This window comes from Brevibacillus sp. MS2.2, assembly GCF_013284345.1.
In the GTDB taxonomy this organism is placed as follows: domain Bacteria; phylum Bacillota; class Bacilli; order Brevibacillales; family Brevibacillaceae; genus Brevibacillus; species Brevibacillus brevis_C.
Map to the genome: position 1 here is coordinate 46909 of NZ_JABSUZ010000030.1, position 18144 is coordinate 65052.

The window sequence follows — 18144 nt, forward strand, 5'->3', positions numbered from 1 at the left end:
AAACGGCTGGGGCCCCAGCCCACTATCCAAAAAGAGTGAGGAATGGACGAACCATGAAAAAATGGGCGAAAAGTATATTTGTACTCATGACAGCGAGTCTGGCTGTAACGGCACCCATCAGTGCTATGGCGGCAACAGAATCGAGCGTATCGATTCAGGCTGAGAGCAAAGGCGATAGTGTAATCGATGAGAAGCTGATCAAGAAAATCGAAAAGTCTGTAGAGAGACTCGTTCAAGTTGTGCCTTATCTAAAGGACTATCCGATCACCGAATTTGAGATGAACGCAGAGACATCCCGGGTTGAAGTCAAAAAGTATCAAACGAAGGAAAAGAAAGCTCCTTATGTTCGAATACACGTTGACCAAAACACAGGTGAAGTCAAATTCTTCAGCCATATCACAGGCAAAGGAGGTTTCTCTTCCACCTATCCCCTAGAAGATGCGAAGAAAAGGGCAACGGAGTTCATGAAGCAATGGTATGGCGAGGACATGGCGGACTATCAGTTGGACGAGGAGGCCTCCAAGCGGAATTCTTCGATTTTGTTTCGCAAAATGGTAAATGGGATTCCGTTCCGCAATGATACACTGAATTTCGCCATCAATAGCGACGGGCAAATTCAGCATCTGGCAAGAGGCGACGGGTATGCAGAGCCAGTTGAAATGGAACGGGACCTTAGAAAAATTCAATTCGCTGATCCAAAAAAGGTGCATGCAAAAGAAAAGGTAGAAGCGATGTTTGCTTCTGCGATGAAGCCCTACTACGGACAGAGTGCGGATGGGCAAAGCTACAGGTTCTTGTACACTCCTTCTCTCGAGGAAATCAATGCGAGCATGGGAGCCGAACTGCCGGCCAAACCGAACAACAAAATCATCCAGTTCCAACCAAAAGCAAAGCAAATAATGATCAAGTCGAAAGAAGAGGCAGCGGCTTTCTTGGCAGCTAAGACAGGATACAACCCCACAAAAGGACGCGCAACTTTTCAGGAAGCGAGCGACCCGAAAACTGGAGTCAGCAATTATTTGTGGACGACGGAGGACGAGTTCATCGCCAATATCTTCTTCGAAACCAAGACAGGAAAGGTCACGAATTATCAAGTATTGGACACAAAGCGGAAAAGTGAGGCAGACAAAAAGCTGAGCGAAGAGCAGGCGCTAAAGGCTGCTGTGGAAGCCATGTCTGAGTTCCTTCCTCTCACCGATAAAGAAATGGTCGTCACCGCCAATCGATATGAACCCGATCAAAATTTGTACAACTTTGACTTTACCATGCTTCATGAAGGGTATCCGGTAGATGGTATGCTTAGACAGGCACACATAGATGCAGCCACGGGAAAAGCGACTTTACTAGATTGGAGAATCGCTCAAACGATCAAGCTGCCGGACATCAAGAATGCCATGACACAAGAGGAAGCAGCCAAGAAATTTCTCGAAAAATGTCCACTGAAGCTGTATTACTCCTTGGATGAGGAAAATAAAAACGTAGCCGAGCTCGTTTATATTTCGCCACTCGTTCCTAAAGAAGAAATCGATGCTCTGACCGGTGAGTTCTACACTTATGGAGAAGGAGAAGCAACCGAATAAGAAAGGGGGGAGTCACTTGTCAGGCGATTTGGCGGAACGAATCGGGGTAATTTACGAGGCTCACTATGATGACATCTACTATTTCTTGCTCTACTTTACGGGCAGACAAGAAGATGCAGAAGACATGGTGCAGGAAGTATTTACACGACTATTAAAAATACTGCCGAGGTATGACGGTCGGGTCGCAATGAAGACATGGCTTTTTTCCATCGCCAAGCATGTCGCGATTGATCATTACCGCAAGCAAAAGTGGCAGCGTTTGTTCTCAGACAACTGGTTGGCCCTCATGAAGTCTACGGAGGGCCTTCCAGAAGAGGAGCTGGAGACAAAAGAAGAGGTGCATAGTATTCAACGGGCTTTGCAAAAGCTGAAGCCCGATCAGCGTATCATAGTAATTTTGCGATACATAAAAGAGTACAGCGTAAAGGAAACGGCCGAGATTTTGGCGATTCCAGAAACAAAAGTGAGAGTGGACTGTCACAGGGGACTAAAGGCGTTGCAGAAGATACTCGGCAACGCTTGCGAGGAGAGGATTGCCAATGAGTTTGCCAGATGAAAACCACGTAATCGAATTACTGAAACAAGTCAGGCAGGAGAGCACCCCACCTCGTCAAGTGTGGAAGCAGATGGGCAAGGAAAGGCTCATTCGTGAGGCGTATCGCATGCAGCAGACAGCGAAGATCAAGCGAGTTGTCACCGGAGCAGGTTCCCTTGCAGCAGCCGTATTCATGGGTGTGTGGCTGAGCTATCATTCACCGCTGAAGCCAACTGTTGATCTGCAAAAAACGATCTCACCTCCAGCCGTTATAACAGCTACACCACCGAATGCTATCCCTTCCCTACCAGTTGAAAGTAAGGCTAAGCCAGAGGAGAAGCAAGAAGCTGCCGTAATTACTCGCGATGATCCACAGCCACAGACATTAGCACCAGAGACCGCACCGAACCCAATAGACAGGAGCCACCCCACACCAACACGTGAGAAGTCACCATTGGAAGTACAGGCAGAGGCCTATTTGCAAAAGAAGCTGGGAGAACAAAGCAAACAGTTTGAAGTGGATCATGCTCACTCGAATTTGGCACAAGGAGAAGTGGCTTTTCGCAAAATCATCAATGGCATTCCTCTTCAGGAGAATAGCGCGATGGTCCGCATCTCCCCCAAAACAGGTGAAATGACCTTGCTTCTTTACCCTGATCTCGAAGTTAGTGGCGTAGCGTCACAGCCTGCCAATCGTGAGGGGACGATTGACAAAGTAAAGGCAGCCCAGCAATTAGGGAGTACGCTTCGGCTCGTTTATGCAGGAAAGAAACAACCAGGCCTTCAATACGTAGTAGCATCAGATGTTTATGTGAACGCGAAAACAGGCAAGCTGATCGGCCAAGAGAAAGCAGAGAAAAAATCCGTTGCTGTTTCGGGACAAGGAAAACCACTCGTGCTGAAATCTTCTGATGAGGTCGCAGAGCTGCTTGAGCGCAAGTTGGACATAAAGGTGGAGCAAAAAGCATTCATTGGTGTAAATCCGCATGGTATTTCATACTCTTGGAACGATGGACAGGGCAACGGCGTTTCCGTTGAGACGACAGATGATGGAGCATTCCTCGGGTTTTCACAGATGACTGCGGATGGACGTAAGAACCACCGGGAAACGACCTATGAACAGGCAAAAGCGCTCGCGATAGCCCACCTGGAGAAATTCCTTCCAACCGATGTGCGTGAGTTGTCATTGGAAGCGTCGCAAGAGTCGCCTAGCACCATTCAGTTTACCTTTGCTCCGAAGGTCAACGGGATTCCCGTCATAGATCATTCTTATAAAGTGTCGGTCGAACAGGCTAGCGGGCTTGTTACCGAGCTTACGGGCAACTTTTCGGATTTATCATGGTTACACACTGATCAGACAGCTAAAACGCTCTCCAAGGAAGAGGCACTTGATCAATTTGTGCAGCATGCTCCACTGGAACTCGTGTACTTGCCAGCGGAAAAAGGGGCGGAGCGAGTACTTGCTTACCAAATCCGCCGGGATTCCGAACAGCCATGGGCAATAGAAGCCACGACAGGCAAGGTCATCAATTAAAGAGCAAGCAACGAACCTCCATGAAAAGACGCTTCATGGAGGTTTCGTTCTTTACTGGCGTTGGCTCGCAAGCTGTTTCTGTAAAGCAAGCGCAAGCTCGAAGGACTCAACTGCATGATCAACATCGATGATCGATTCTGTATGGTCCGCAAAGCATTGAATGGCATGACGCAAGCTCTCTTCATACGGATTGACAGGTTCGAGAACGAGGGCATTCTTGCCTGAGGATGTGTATTCCCATAAGAAAGATTCCGTTTGACCATGGCTATCGGCTTCCTGAAAAACGAGCTTTGCCTTCTCAAAGTACGCTTCGTAACCGACAGTGAATGGGTACGAGGTCGGCATCTGCGAGGAGGAGACTATTTCAGCATGCACATCAGGGTAACGAAAGTGCGAGTGGACGATGGACTGTTTTTTATCCGATGATTCTGCCCCCCATGCGCTCATACTGGCATTGTGACCGAACAGCCATGTTACGAAGTCCAGCTCATGAATCATCAGATTCGTCGTAATGGAGGACAAGCCTAAATCCCCCCATAAGGGAGCTGTTTCTCTTTTAAGCGAGAGGGAGAGAAGCTGTCCGTACTTGTTTTCTGCATGTGCACTACGAAGGTAGGTGTACGCCGGGTCAAATTTGATAAACTGATTCACCAACAACTTTTTCCCCGACCGGTCCCTTGCATGCTTCATGGCTTGTGCATCGTCTAGCGTATAACAAACCGGTGTTTCGCAGAATACATGCTTTCCGGTTTCGAGTGCTTCTACAGCGTATTGCCGATGCAACTGTGAAGGCAGGCAAATATCAACGACATCGATAGTAGGATCGCGCATGATCTCGTCCATATGCTCTGTAATCTCCACATGCAGCTCTTCCTGTAGCTTTTGCAGCTTCGATTTACTTCGACCGAAAACTACCAATCTATCTACACCATCCATTTTTTTCAGCAGATGTGCATGGTACGCACCAAAGCCGGTCCCTAATACTGCGATATTCATCTTGCATCCCTCCTATCCTGATAGCTCTATGATATCTTTGTATTGTTGACAGCGTTGTGTCATCAATTTGGTCGCGTTGAAAAATAGAGTAGTTTGTTTGTAGTGGAGGCTGGAGATGAGACTGCATCGATTGATTGCGATATTGCTACTGATCGAATCAAGGGGAAAAATGAAAGCAAAAGAACTCGCTATAGCACTGGAGACGTCTGTTCGCTCGATTTATCGGGATATTGACGCACTATCCCAGGCAGGGATTCCGATCGCGGCAACCTCGGGGCCTGGCGGTGGAATTTATTTGATGGAAGGATATACGGTCAATCTGAAACAACTGTATGTCGATGATGTGGTGCACTTGTATTTGACCGGGATGGGGATTCATGTAGGGCAGGATACCGAGACTGGACACAAATTAACGTCTGCTTTGCTCAAACTGGAAAAGACGCTGCCTCAGACTTATCAGCCGGATATCGAGAAAGCGAAGAAGCGTTTCTATTTCGATGAGATGCCGTGGTGGGAAGAGAGAGTAGTCATACCGAATCTGGAGGTTTTGCGGGCAGCGGTTTGGCGATCAAGCAAAGTGGTCATTTCCTACCGCAAAATGGATGGGAGCAGCTCGCTACGTACGGTATGTCCCTACGGTCTCGTCGTGAAAAAAACGGAGTGGTATCTCGTTGCTTTCTGTGAAAAAGCGCAGGAGATTCGAACATTCAAGTGCGAGCGGATTCCTTCTGTTCATGTACTGGAGGAGACATTCGGGATTCCAGAGAGCTTTTCGTTGGCCCGTTATTGGACGAATCAGGAGGCGGAGTTTAAGCGGGTTTGTCGTGAAGTCGAACATTTTCCTGTCGTGATCAGATTGCATGCTGAAAAGCTGGCCGTGCGAGAGAGGCTGGAGGTGATTTCCGCTGTGCAGCACGGAGAGTACGAGCAATTGACGGTTAATTTGTACAGTTATGAAAGAGCATGTCGCGATATTTTGGATATAATCGGACATATGGAGGTAGTGGAGCCAGCGGAATTAAGAGCTTTTGCAGAAGAGAGGCTGCGAGAATGTATGGCACTGTATACGTAGCGTACGCCAAAAGGCTTCACATCAAGTCGATGCGAAGCCTTCAGCGGGAAAGCATGGGATAACTCGCGTGAACATGTTGTTTGAAGCTCTCATAGTCCGAGGCATGTATATGAGAGTCGTGGTCACTGATACATACATGCTTCATGTTAAGGCGCTGAGCGAAACGATTGCCAGCTTCCGTAATATTATCCATGATGATTGATTGGATGCGGCAGCCACTCTGTTCGACATGAGCCAGTACATCGAGATAACGATGCAGCATCATGGGCAAGGCAGCGCTTTTCCGATAAGATTGATCGACAACCACACAGGACAGAAAATAATAGACTTGCTCGGGAGAAGTAGTTAAATCTTCAATATCCGCAGTCGTCATCAGGCTGTCTTTAAACGTCCCTTGCGCAATTTGCAGGTAGATATGAGGCTTGACGGGAAGCAGGTTCATAAAAGCGATGATGCGCCTATTCTCTTCGATCGCAACGACCGAATCGGGACGAAACAAATACCAATTGTAGCTCTCTTGGTACGGTGTAATAAATTCAGCATCATAATATTGAAGCTCGAGTTGTTCCATTTGTCTAAAATGCTCAAGGTGCAGATGCTCCATGATCTTCATAAGCAAATCTCCTTCTTTACGGAAAGCGGCTTTGCCGTAGAGCTTCGGCTCGCTGCAAGCTTTCTTTTGGTCCAAGGTGGAGTCTTGGGATGATCTGTGCGCCATGTTTTGTGTGGTGTTATTCCGTCTTACTAGGCGACAGCTCGCAGATATAGTGTATAAAGCGCTGGGTTTCCTTTGCCCGCTTGATTCTGTTCGAAAATAAAGATGGTTCGTTTGGGTGGTAGCGTATTCGCAAGGATTCTTTCAGTAAAAGATGCCATTCATTTGGGAGTTCTTGCAGAGCCTGTTCTACGGCTTTTCTCTTCGGAATAATGTCCTCATGGATGAGCGCGTAATAGATTCGGCATAAGGTGAAAACGGCGAAGTCTACCCATCCATCGAGCAAGAATTTCCGCATGCTTTTTCCTTTCGGTGACCAATAATCATGTACATTGTATTTCATCGTTTCCCCGACATCAAACCACTGGGTAGGGATGTGTAATGCTTCAATACTTTTCCCCATAACGGTAATGCCCTGTTGCTTGAGGATCCACCACGTCACATGATTGACATCATAGTGGCCGGATGATTTGAATGTCCCATTGTCAACGTAAGGATAAGGCTCCAAGGATAGATTGGTTTTTCCGATGTCATCCAGCTTGATATACATGCCGTCCATTCTTTTAGCGAGTGGGTTGGCGTTTTGGAGAGCATAATGAATGTTCTTGAGCGTTTTTATTTCTGCATTCGTTAACCCACTATGCAAGATCGTTACAAAATCAATATCGCTGTTATCTTCCTCGAAGCCTGACAGCGCAATAGAGCCATACAAATACACACCGTAGATGGCATCAGGCAGTTCTGCCATGAGTCGTTGCGTATAGTCGTGTAAGAAAGGTCTAACACTTTCTGGGATTCTCTTGTCCATAAGGAAACTCCTTCTCCCCAACTTTTTCGAAGTCGCCTGTGAAATTGATCATTTCCATAATTTTCATACCACCAGTAAATGAGATAAAGTTTACTTGGTTTTTAATTTTCTCGCAAGATGAATTCTAATCTGATAGAAAAATGGTTTGATAGCCAAGGAGGGACACGGTATGATTATTCGGAATTTTCAAAATGAAGACTTCTCGTTACTTGGCGAGCTATATCAAGCCGTTACCTCAAAAGAAAACGCCACGTTTTGGTGGGTCGGTGAAGAAGCAAATTGGAGTAATGTCTATTGTGCATTTGAAAATGGAAAGATGGTGGCGAAGGGGCAAGTCAGTATTATTACGATTATCCCTCCTGGACGTTCAGCAGCAAATAAGCATTCGATCTACCTGAATCTGAAGGCGCTACCGGAAAGAGACAATGACTTCGATTTGCTAGAAAACGTGTACCAGCACCTATTTCTAAGAGCCTTGCAAGTAAAAGAAACGTTGCCAAGTGAATACCAAACGATGCTGTGTGTCGGTAACGATTCATCCGAAGTAGAAAACAACCGCATTTTTATCCAAAAGGGCTATACCCATTGGAATAGCTTGTTTCAGATGAAGCGTGATTTACTAGAACCCATCCCCGCGTTAACGCTGGATGAAAACTTTCACTTTTCGTATTGGAAAATGGAGAGCGCACAGGAAGAAAAAGATTACTTGGATCTGGAAGCCACGATTTGGCCGGACGCTCCTTTAGGGTTTGAAAGACTTTCTGAATACAAGAACAAGGCGCTTTGGACATCCATGGTGATTCGTCAAAACGACACGATTGCTGCCAGCTTGATGGCATGGCAGGAGGAAAACGTAGGAGTAGTCGAGGATGTTTTCGTACAGGAACCTTGGAGAAAGCGTGGGCTTGCGAAGTTTTTACTGACACAAGCATTGGGATATCTAAAATCGCATGAACTGAAATCCGCGTATCTCATGGTGGAAACGACGAATGAAACTGCTTTGTCTCTATACAAATCGGTTGGATTCGAGGTAGATAAAGAGGAGATCAGGTACTATATGGTGCTGAAATAAGAAGGACATGGGAGGAGCGCTAGAGTAGCGCCCCTCTTTTTTGTGCAAGTTGATTCGAAATTCCCTTGCAAGAATTACAAAGATAAGGTAAATGTTGGGTGTATCTCATGCCGATACAATAGAGAGGACCCAGCGTCTAAATATGAGAAGGTGAGGATTTGCGATGAATTTTTTCAAGAAGCTATTCGGCGGTACGAACAACGGAGAAAAGTCAGGGGACGGCACTGCGATTTACACATATAACGAACAAGCTGATTATGAACCCCCAGCTCCCATGGAATATGTAGAAGAAATTGTTGCCCACTTTGAGACGGTATTTGCGGGAAGAGAAAGCAGTGTTTTTCACGAAATTATTTCCGATATGATTCATATTGATGTGAATGTAATGAGTCCTACAGAAGAAGAACCATTTTGGGTTCTGTATACGACTGGGATGAGTGATTTACCGATGACGATCCCGGATGAAATACAGGAGCAGATGGAAGAGAATTTCGATCGAGCAGAAGTGATGATATTTTTGCCGGCTTCCTGGGAGCTGACACAAGAATCGCTACAGGATGAAAACAACTACTGGCCGATCAGGCTGATGAAGCAAATGGCTCGTTTTCCTCACCAGTACAATACGTGGTTGGGATACGGACATACGATACCGAATTATGAGGACTATGTACCGTATGCGGATGGCACTGGCTTAAATGGAGTCGTTCTGTTTCAGCTATCCGAAGAGATCAGCGTCATTCCCACCAAGGATGGGAACAAGGTTCATGCCTATTTCTTGATTCCTTTGTATAAAGAAGAGATGGAATATAAATTGGAGCATGGCTTGGATGCGCTGTTGGATAAATTGTTTGAGCTGGAAGATGATGCGCTAATTTTGAATCCGAATAGAAGAAATACGTGCAAGTAAAAATATATGAAAGCATGAGCGTGTAACAAAACGGGTTCCATATACGATATAGAACCCGTTGCTCCTTTGCTGTGACCTCCAAACTCAAAGTCAGTCTCTTTCTATACCGATCCCATAAATCGTTCCAACATCCCTATCAAAAAGCTTTATGGATAAACGTGGTTTCCCAGGAGTGTCACTTCTCAATATATAGCCGCCCCAATCCTTGCCGCCATAAGCCTTGTACCCAGTAGTGTCTATGCCAAAAATATCTTGAATAAGCGGCTTCGTGACGGGAATCGCTTCATCGATTGATTTGATGATAATATGCTTGTGTTCCGTTACATGCTGCACATCATATACTTGGCCTGTTTTTGCTCCGACTTCCACCTCATATCTTTCTTGCTCGTTGTGAAACGTCCACCTATCCTCTTTCTCATCTGATGATTTTACGGCTAGGGTGAAGGAGAGATCATTTTTATTGGTGAAGCGCGTCAAAGCTTTTTGCGCGATGTCCAGAGACTTTTGATCTGCATCCTTAGGGTTGTAATTCAAGGTATAATCAATGACTTTGTTTGTAGATAAATCAACATCAACATCCTGATCTTGATCCAAGTCAAAGCTTAGAATAGCTATGTCTTTTCTTTTATAAAATTCTGTTGTTTCGAAGTTAACCGGTTGTTTCGTAACCCTATAGGCTTCACGTGCAGTCTCTACATATTTTTGATAAGGTTCCGTCAATTCTTGGATGGCAAAAGTTGCTTTGACGGCAATCACCTCTGTCGTATCGGCCTTAAAATATACCCAGGCTTCTTCATCCTTTGTCAGTACAACAAAGGACTCCTCGTTTTTCTCGATCTCTGCAAAAGTAAAATTCTTCTCAATGCCGCTCGCCGTAGTGATTGCCTGCTGGGCAGCCGTAAAATACTTTTGCTCTTCGGGAGTCAAAGCTGCACTGCTCGTTGATTCTGCTGGTGTAGAAAATGGTTTCATCCAGAAAAAACCGAGCAACAGGCCGCAGGTGATCAGCCCTTTTGCCATCCATCCATAGTACATTCTTCGTTTGTTCACTTTTTGAAGTCTACCTCCTTCTTCTCGCACACCCTCTAATATTGCTTGGCTTCGTTCTCGGGAAAGGATTTGCTCCGGGAATTGATTCAATTCTTCTAGAATGATCTGCTCATCACATGATGGCATCGTTCATCACCTCCGCAATCGAAACATGCCTTTTGTTTTGAATCGCTTTTATTGCTCTGTGCAAAGTAAGATTGACCTTGTTTTCCGTCCATCCCAAAACCTCCGCAGTCTCCTTGCTCGATAATCCCTTGATCCCTCTGAGTATCAACACGTCCCGATAAGAAGACTTTAACTGATTGATCATTTCATAGAGCAGACGCTTGTTTTCACTTAACATCAGGGACTCTTCCGGTGTTTTGTCGTGCGAAACGAGGTGCTGCAAGAAGATATCCGGCAACCAGCTAATTAGCTTTGTCTTGCGTCTTTCATCAATAGCTACGTTTCGTGCTATGGCAAACAGCCACGTTTTGGGATTCTCAACCTCTGTGTCGTGTATGGCTTTCAGGGCACGAATAAAGGTCTCCTGAACAAGATCGTCGATATCGGTTCGTCCCGTGTAATAGACGAGAAATCGATATATATCCTGGCTGTATGAGTGAAACCATTGCTCGATTCGTGCGCCACTATGATCCTCCACTGGTGTTACACCTCCTTGTCACTGTATAGACGGAAAAGCTGCTGACAATCTTTCACTTTCCCAAAAAAGTAGACACCCGAGTTGATCCATCAGATGTCTTTGCGAAATATCCATTTGGTTGTTGTCCTTTTTCCCGGTAAAACGCATCTGTAATGTGGAGGAGATGCTCTGCGGACATGCCTTTGCCGTTATCCTCGACTGCGATCACCTTATGTTCATTCTCCAGCTCAGTGACCACCTTGATATGTCCACCAGCACTACATGCCTTTAATGCAACGTATTCATGCGATATTCCCATGTAATCTGAGCGTCCTTCTCGGCTGCCAGGATAGTTAGCATTTGTTTGACGCCAAGCATCAATTGTTCCATACGAACGCTTCTTTGTTCAAGCTTACATATCAGATTTTTTTATTCTGAACGAATAGGAGGAAAAGAATAGCGCCAACAACACAATTAATCCCCCTAGCCAGCCTAAATTTTGAATGGCTGCGTACTTGATCACCACTCCACCTAAACCTGCTCCCAATGTCATGCCAATATTCATTAATGCAGTATGGAAGCTCAGGACAATTTCTGAGGATTGTGGTTTTAAAGAAATCAAATAAGACTGGTTTGCGGGAGTTGTTGTCCATGCAGCGGCCCCCCAAATCATAATGGTAAGAAAAGCACCTATTGTCGAAGCTGCCGTTGCCGTTAATGCGAATAACGCTACTGAATGGACGATTAAACTAATGGAAATTGTTCGGACAGGTCCCCACTTATCCACTGCATACCCACCAAAGCGAGAGCCGATGAAAGCAAATACACCTAGCACCAAAAGGGCAGAGCTAATCATTTCTATCGAAAAACCAGCCGAGGTGCTTAAAAACGGAGCAATATAAGTAAAAACCATGGTGTATCCGAGAATCCAAAATACGGTGGTGAGTAACCCGCTGATTACTTGCTTATCTTGGAGAAAAAGCAATTGCTGTTTGAAAGGAATTGGATTGTCACCGTGTACTTTGGGAATAAATTTGTTTAACAGCATAAGATTGACGAGTGTGACGACAGCAATAATCAGGTAGACAAAGCGCCAGTCCATATATGCTGCTATTAACGTTCCAATGGGGACACCCAACACTAAAGAAACAGAAAATCCTGTAATTACGGTTGCGATTGCATTTCCTCGTTTAGCAGGTTGCCCAAGCTTGGCAGCGAAATTGGTTGCGACGACGATATACAGCCCACCACTCATAGCAAGGACAATACGTGAAAGCATGAGAACATGAAAATGAAAACTGAAAAGGGCAAGGATATTTCCCGCAATAAAAATAATCATAGAATAGAGCAACACTTTTTTTCTTTCAAATCTTGCAGTCAACATCACTAGTACAAGTGCCCCAAACGCATACGATAAGGAAAAGACGGTAACTAATTGCCCTGCCATAGATATCGACACATTCAAATCAGTCGAGATGAGTTCCAAAATGCCGGATACAACAAATTCTGCGGTTCCAGTTACAAATGCCCCAAGAGCTAGTAAATATATGGCTATGCGATTCATACTCTCTTCTCCTTTTTCATCATCTTGCCCTCATTCTAAAACGAATGATAACATGAGTAAAATTGATGTTTTTCATTTGAGAGATGAGTAAAAACTCATGACAATTGCTCGTTTCGAGGTTTTTACGAAAATCGTGGAGCTTGGAAGTTTTACGAGAGCCGCCGACCAGTTGAATATGACCCAATCAGCCGTAAGTCATGCTATCGCAAGTCTGGAGTCAGAATGGGGCGTTTCATTGTTCATTCGGGACAGAAAAAAAGGAGTCCTTCTTACAGAAATAGGACAGATGGCTTTGCCTCATATGCGAGAGATTTTGAATAGAATGGAAAAGATCAATCAAGAGGTAGCTTTAGCATCAAAAATTGAAGTAGGAACGATACGTATCGGTACGTTCGCCAGCGCTTCCGCTTGTTTATTGCCAAAAATTCTTTCAAAATTTCAGAAGAGGCATCCCAAGATAGAGTTTAAGTTTTATGAAGGTACCTATGAGGAAATTACGAAGTGGCTAAAAACTGGAGTAGTCGACATTGGATTTGTTGTGGAGCACAATTCTCAAGCCGAGTTTGAAATGATTCCAATTAAGAAGGATAAAATGGTTGTAGCCTTTTCTGTCCATCATAAATTTAACGGACAAGAGAACATTTCAATTCAGGATTTAAAGGAAGAACCTTTTATTATGCCAACTGGAATGTATCAATCCCATGTGAATGAGATTTTTCAGGAAGCGAAGCTTAAGCCGTGTATACGTTTTGAAGTACACGATTGTAACACCATCGCGAACATGGTAAAAGAAGGACTCGGGGTCACGATCGGCCCTGAATTATTTCTCAAATCACAGCCAAATATTCGAGTTGGGAATCTGAATGTATCGAACTGGAGAAATGTAGCGTTAGCCTGCCATTCCATTTCTGATGCTTCGCCTGCCGTAAAAGCGTTTCTTGCAGTGGCCAAGAGTGTTTTTGGGGACGAAGCATAGGCTCAGCAGGGGGAGTGGAAACTCTTTTCATTCCGAAGAAAATAAGTAACCGCCCATTGAGATTCCAACTCTGGCGGTTACTTGAGCATAAGTCTACTTAATGACTTCTAGTTTTGTTTTTGCTAGGGATTTACGCAATCTCTCTAGCCCATAAAAGTGATTTGAATTTTCGTGTTAAACCGATCGGTAACAACCCAGCCTGCTGGAATCTGTTGATTATACCTGATCCATAGCTTCGCTCCCTTTGGAGCTCTTTGAATACTCGTAATTTCAAATTTATCCGTCGTACTATCTGTAATGACCCATCCTTGAGGCATGATTTGATTGTTTCGTACCCACAGTTTATCTCCGTAACCAGCGCCTTGTGTATAAATCATTTGAAGGGAAGTACCACTGCCATCTATAACAGCCCATCCATCGGGAATCCGTTGGTTGTACTTGATCCATAGTGTCGATCTGTACGTAGCTCCAATCACGCATGTAATTTCGAATTGAGTACTAGTACTGTCGGTAATCACCCAGCCTTGTGGGACCAGTTGATTATTCTTGATCCACATTTTCGCTCCATAAGAAGAGCTGGTTGATAGGGATTGCTTTAGTGATGCATGGGATGAAATATTTTGTTCAGATGATTTCGAAAGCGTTGGTTCTGCAGCCTGAGTAGGAAGTGTGAAAGACAGTACAACGAAGAGAAGACCTAGACTTGAAGCCATACTTTTTTTTAGCATAAACAACCCACCTTTCTTTTATTTGCATCCATTATTTGTAATTTAAATCTATTTTTAACAACTGTAAAGCGACGTTTTTGTGAAATGCTCGATATTCACTGCCTTTCACAAAAAGAAAAAGAGGGCACGAGACCCTCTTGCGAAAACGACCTATACGTTAAAAAATTCTTTCGCAGTCTTGGTAGTAGCGTTGGCCACTTCCTCAGGGCTCAACTCCATACATTGTGCGACCGCGTGCAATATATGTCTCAAATACATTGGCTCATTTCGACCATCCACAGGCTTTTCTTTCAAATCACGAGGGGTTAAAAATGGCGCATCTGTTTCAATCATCAAACGATTCAAGGGGGTTTTTTTGACAAGCTCCCGAAGATGTTTCCCACGTCGTTCATCACAAATCCATCCCGTAATCCCAACATGGAAGTCCATTTCTAAATAGGTTTCCAATTCCTTGGGGGTTCCGGTAAAGCAGTGTACAACCGCACGATTTATATTTTGACGATGCTCTTTGAGAATCGAGACAAAGTCAAGATGAGCATCGCGTTCATGCAAAAACAACGGCAGTTGAAGTTCTGTGGCCAGGGAAATTTGTTCAATGAACCACTTTCTTTGAATATCACGCGGGGAAAAGTCACGGTTATAATCCAACCCGCACTCTCCAATTGCTACCACATGGGGAAGAGACGCCAATTCTCTTAATTTCTTGATCGTCGATTCATCACAGCTTTTGGCATCGTGAGGATGAATCCCTGCCGTAGCGTACAGCTTTCCTTTGAAGCGACTCGCATATCGGGAGGCATCCATACTGTTTCTCAGGCTTGTTCCCGTCAAAATTAATGGATAAATACCTTGTTTTTCTGCTCTGGCAACGACCTCATCGCGGTCTTGTTGAAAGGAGCGGTGCATCAGGTTTACGCCTATATCGATGATCTGTGTATCCAAGAGAATCAATCCTTCCTATGTAAGAGGTATAATTTTGCTAAAATTCCCGTTTTTGGTTGTTTTTCATTATAGCTGATCGAGTTGTGATGTTCTAGAGACGAAAAAATCCTCTCTGCGGTGAAAGAGAGGACTCGTTTCTTTCTATTCTCATGAAGGAATGGCATCTAATGCTCGCCTTACTTTTCTTGCGAAAGCAAGAGGTTTATCGACTGCTTCAATATTTACATAAATCACGCGGGGACGATCGAATAACCATTCATTGCGGACAGACGAGACTTTGATGCCTTGATTTCGAATGGCTGTAATGAATGGATTGACTTCTTTCTGTAGGAATGCCGCTCTCCCTAAACAGAGGGCCTTACCCGTTTTGGGATTCAAGGATTCAAATGAAAATGAAGACGTTACGCGAAATCTTTTTCCCAAAATGGTCGCTTTTATTTGATTTCGATTGATGGTCGAGACGCATTTTCCGCCAGCAAAGCCAGATTGCCCCCGGATAATTCTGGAGAACTGCTCACAAAGCGATACTTTTTTGGGCATTCCTCGTTTCCTCCCTGTTTTTGTCATCGTATGAAGACAGGTATAGAATGGAAACGGATGATGGCCTATCTACGGGGGCTTCTCCTAACTAGTGCGTACATTATGAGGCATAGATTGCCCACCCAATAGCCAGATTTGCCATGAATGCATTACACGTAAGGCAGTTGGTCAATAGTTTTAGTCTACTCCTTTTAAGGATTCAATCATATTGATGTTGGTTACTTTTCTACGAAGTAGCAGATTGGACAGAATCGTAAGCAAGTAGGCAAGCATAACAGAAACCAACAGGATAGGAAGCGTTAATTGATCCGGGATTTGTTGATGGGTACTAGACAGTGCCTTGACAATCATGGAATAAACGTAACCGCTTATCGGTAGAGCTACAAGGATCGCAAAGGTAGTGAGTATCATGTTTTCAAAAAAGATAAGTCTGTTTATTTTATGTTTTTGATAGCCTAATACCTTAAGTGTTGCAAGCTCGCGATTCCTTTCATAAATGTTGATGGAAGAGATTGTGTAGATCGCGCCAAAAGAGAGGATGACGGCGCAAACAATAAACATGATAAAGACAAAATTGTTTTGTTTCAAAATATATTCTGCGGTTTTCTTTAGATCATTTCTATCTGCAAGGGCTTCTACTTGAGGATCTTGTTCAAAGAAGTTACGAATGCTACTAAGATCTACAGAGCTATTTGCTTGAACGAAAAGGGAGGTTGGACTGTAGTCTATGCCAAAGCTCATTAAATAGTCTGGTGTGATATAAAACGAAGGGTTCGAATACTGCGTAGATATATGTAAAACCTTCATTTCTACAGATTTATTTATAAGCTCTGGTGCTTTGAAAGCTATATGGATGATATCTCCTGCTGAAATCTGATATTTGTCGGCATAGGATTTTGGTACCAGCACACCATTATTTTCTAACGTGATCCGATTATCATTTTCGTCAAAGAAATGAATGAGAGTGTTTTCTTTTTCCGTAACAACGAGAGTGGCATTATCTTTTTCATCACCGTTGATGATTTCAACAGGAAAGGTGGATAAATAATATTGATTTTTTATGCCGGAGGGTAATTTTACCGTATCAGGAGATGTTCCCATCGCATAATCTACTCGCAAATCATACGTATAGACTTCTTCAATTTGGCTAGCTACTTTTTGCAAGGCAGATTGAGTGCCAAAAGCCGTTATCAATAAGACCGTGCTTACAACAACACCAACTGAGCTTGCTAAAGCTTTTTGTTTATTGAGGAAAATATTTCTCAAAATGAGCTTGTAGCTATAGGAAATATGACTCCAAATACCCGGAATTCGCTCTATCAATAACGTTTTCATCTTCTTTGGCGGTTTAGGACGCATAGCCTGAGCCGCACGTTCTTTTAACAGGGTTCTACCACTTAAGTAACACGCTAGGATACCAAAAGCACTGGAGAAAATAATGGGGGGAATGAAAGAATAAAAGGAAAGGGAATATGTAATGCCAGGCAGAGAGTAGGCTCTTGCAGACGATGCCGTTACCAATGGAACAAATAAGAGAGCGGCAATCGCACAACCGATGATTGAGCCGATGATACCTGCCAGCACAGGGTATCCCATGTAATGAAGCATGATGTTTCTGTTTTTGACACCTAAAGCCTTCATAATCCCTACTTGGTTTCTTTGCGAATCAATCATTCTCGACATGGTAAGAAACAGGATAATAGCTACAATCAAAAAGAGAACGAAAGGGATAACCATACTCATCAATTTATTATTTTGGATCGTTTCATTTATTTTCGAATAGCTGAAAGTCCGTTCTTTCCTGACTTGGTTTATATAAGAAAGGTGTTTGGATTGTGCTTCTATGGATTGACCCAATTTATCAATATCGTAACCTTCTGTAGCATCGATCATGATTTCATTATAGGAAAGGCCCCCTAAGATTTCAGGGATGGTCTCTTCGGCAATATAAGCGACTCCGTAGGTTTTATGGTCTTGGATTTCGTTCTTTTTTGCATGTTCGACATTCTCACCCAAGCCGCTAATGGTAAATGTAAAATTTCTTTCATTCGCGCTAATACTGATTTCATCGCCGACTTGAAAAAGATGTTCTTTCGCATAGCGAGAATCTAATAAAATCTCATTCTTTTTTGCCGGGATTCTGCCCTCAATCATAGCAATCGTGTTTATTTCGTTTTTGACAGGGATGGAATGAATTTTCAAAGAAGTTTTTTCACCTTCAAAGGCTTGCTTGGCATCAAAAGTATAACGTCCTTCCATTTTTTTAATGCCTTCTGTTTCACTTAAAACAGCGACATCATTTTGGGAAATTTGATTGTAAAATACGTTTAGGTCACTTATGTTATGTTCTTGAAAATAACTTTCTGTATAAGCACGAAGATTATCGCTATAAGTGACTAGCCCCCCATAGAAAAAGGCTCCTACTGCGATAACCAAAACAAAGGCGATAAATTGCCCGATCGATTGTTTGATATCCCTTCCTAATTTTAAAAATAATTTCATG

The 18144-nt window shown here is 43.8% G+C and carries 18 protein-coding genes; 7 read left to right on the plus strand and 11 right to left on the minus strand.

The genetic code is table 11. The features are described 5' to 3' along the window. Nucleotides 1–53 precede the first annotated feature (53 nt). From HP568_RS22455 to HP568_RS22465, 3 genes are read left to right on the plus strand one after another with little or no spacing between them, the layout of a single operon-like run. Nucleotides 54–1580 (plus strand): YcdB/YcdC domain-containing protein, encoded by a 1527-nt coding sequence (locus HP568_RS22455; protein ID WP_173630274.1) that lies wholly within the window; start codon nucleotides 54–56, stop codon nucleotides 1578–1580. Continuing rightward, nucleotides 1555–2136 carry an RNA polymerase sigma factor gene (locus tag HP568_RS22460; protein WP_048031377.1) on the plus strand — a complete coding sequence of 194 codons (582 nt, stop codon included), beginning with the start codon at nucleotides 1555–1557 and terminating at the stop codon, nucleotides 2134–2136. The genes HP568_RS22455 and HP568_RS22460 overlap by 26 nt, the downstream gene beginning before the upstream one ends. Further along, nucleotides 2120–3649: a YcdB/YcdC domain-containing protein gene (locus tag HP568_RS22465; RefSeq protein ID WP_173630275.1), complete on the plus strand. Its 1530-nt coding sequence runs from the start codon at nucleotides 2120–2122 to the stop codon at nucleotides 3647–3649. Before HP568_RS22460 ends, HP568_RS22465 begins: the two co-directional genes overlap by 17 nt. Nucleotides 3650–3700: 51 nt before the next feature. Here HP568_RS22465 and HP568_RS22470 read toward each other — a convergent pair whose 3' ends face one another. Continuing rightward, nucleotides 3701–4645 carry a Gfo/Idh/MocA family protein gene (locus tag HP568_RS22470; protein WP_173630276.1) on the minus strand — a complete coding sequence of 315 codons (945 nt, stop codon included), beginning with the start codon at nucleotides 4643–4645 and terminating at the stop codon, nucleotides 3701–3703. Nucleotides 4646–4760: 115 nt separating this feature from the next. Here HP568_RS22470 and HP568_RS22475 point away from each other — a divergent pair, with 115 nt between their 5' ends. Continuing rightward, a complete protein-coding gene (locus HP568_RS22475; protein WP_173630277.1) occupies nucleotides 4761–5717 on the plus strand; it encodes a helix-turn-helix transcriptional regulator in 957 nt (318 codons plus the stop codon). A 40-nt stretch (nucleotides 5718–5757) separates the two neighbouring features. On the opposite strand, the gene HP568_RS22480 is transcribed toward HP568_RS22475, so the two are convergent. Continuing rightward, a complete protein-coding gene (locus tag HP568_RS22480) occupies nucleotides 5758–6405 on the minus strand; it encodes a hypothetical protein (RefSeq protein WP_254551417.1) in 648 nt (215 codons plus the stop codon). Between the two features lie 43 nt (nucleotides 6406–6448). After that, complete coding sequence (locus tag HP568_RS22485; RefSeq protein WP_048031382.1) at nucleotides 6449–7240, minus strand: aminoglycoside adenylyltransferase domain-containing protein; 792 nt, start codon at nucleotides 7238–7240, stop codon at nucleotides 6449–6451. Between the two features lie 169 nt (nucleotides 7241–7409). On the opposite strand from HP568_RS22485, the gene HP568_RS22490 reads away from it, so the two are divergent. Continuing rightward, nucleotides 7410–8312 (plus strand): GNAT family N-acetyltransferase, encoded by a 903-nt coding sequence (locus HP568_RS22490; protein WP_173630278.1) that lies wholly within the window; start codon nucleotides 7410–7412, stop codon nucleotides 8310–8312. Nucleotides 8313–8475: 163 nt separating this feature from the next. Next, complete coding sequence (locus HP568_RS22495) at nucleotides 8476–9219, plus strand: suppressor of fused domain protein (RefSeq protein WP_017250084.1); 744 nt, start codon at nucleotides 8476–8478, stop codon at nucleotides 9217–9219. Between the two features lie 90 nt (nucleotides 9220–9309). Here the strand turns inward: HP568_RS22495 and HP568_RS22500 are convergent, their stop codons facing one another. The 4 genes from HP568_RS22500 to HP568_RS22515 form a co-directional block, all read right to left on the minus strand. Continuing rightward, complete coding sequence (locus tag HP568_RS22500) at nucleotides 9310–10395, minus strand: hypothetical protein (protein WP_173630279.1); 1086 nt, start codon at nucleotides 10393–10395, stop codon at nucleotides 9310–9312. Continuing rightward, nucleotides 10382–10912 carry an RNA polymerase sigma factor gene (locus tag HP568_RS22505; protein WP_048031385.1) on the minus strand — a complete coding sequence of 177 codons (531 nt, stop codon included), beginning with the start codon at nucleotides 10910–10912 and terminating at the stop codon, nucleotides 10382–10384. Before HP568_RS22505 ends, HP568_RS22500 begins: the two co-directional genes overlap by 14 nt. A gap of 52 nt (nucleotides 10913–10964) precedes the next feature. Then, nucleotides 10965–11210 carry an ATP-binding protein gene (locus HP568_RS22510; protein ID WP_173630280.1) on the minus strand — a complete coding sequence of 82 codons (246 nt, stop codon included), beginning with the start codon at nucleotides 11208–11210 and terminating at the stop codon, nucleotides 10965–10967. Between the two features lie 93 nt (nucleotides 11211–11303). After that, a complete protein-coding gene (locus HP568_RS22515) occupies nucleotides 11304–12455 on the minus strand; it encodes an MFS transporter (protein ID WP_173630281.1) in 1152 nt (383 codons plus the stop codon). A gap of 97 nt (nucleotides 12456–12552) precedes the next feature. On the opposite strand from HP568_RS22515, the gene HP568_RS22520 reads away from it, so the two are divergent. Beyond that, nucleotides 12553–13431, plus strand: a complete 879-nt coding sequence (locus HP568_RS22520) for a LysR family transcriptional regulator (RefSeq protein ID WP_173630282.1) — start codon at nucleotides 12553–12555, stop codon at nucleotides 13429–13431. Between the two features lie 143 nt (nucleotides 13432–13574). On the opposite strand, the gene HP568_RS22525 is transcribed toward HP568_RS22520, so the two are convergent. The 4 genes from HP568_RS22525 to HP568_RS22540 all read right to left on the minus strand — a co-directional run bounded on the left by HP568_RS22525 (nucleotide 13575) and on the right by HP568_RS22540 (nucleotide 18143). Beyond that, entirely contained in the window at nucleotides 13575–13988 is a 414-nt protein-coding gene (locus HP568_RS22525; RefSeq protein ID WP_173630283.1) for a hypothetical protein, read from the minus strand. Nucleotides 13989–14309: 321 nt separating this feature from the next. Continuing rightward, complete coding sequence (locus tag HP568_RS22530; RefSeq protein ID WP_256434950.1) at nucleotides 14310–15110, minus strand: TatD family hydrolase; 801 nt, start codon at nucleotides 15108–15110, stop codon at nucleotides 14310–14312. A 138-nt stretch (nucleotides 15111–15248) separates the two neighbouring features. After that, a complete protein-coding gene (locus HP568_RS22535) occupies nucleotides 15249–15641 on the minus strand; it encodes a DUF1259 domain-containing protein (protein ID WP_173630285.1) in 393 nt (130 codons plus the stop codon). Between the two features lie 177 nt (nucleotides 15642–15818). Further along, nucleotides 15819–18143 carry an ABC transporter permease gene (locus HP568_RS22540; RefSeq protein ID WP_173630286.1) on the minus strand — a complete coding sequence of 775 codons (2325 nt, stop codon included), beginning with the start codon at nucleotides 18141–18143 and terminating at the stop codon, nucleotides 15819–15821. Nucleotide 18144 lies beyond the last annotated feature (1 nt).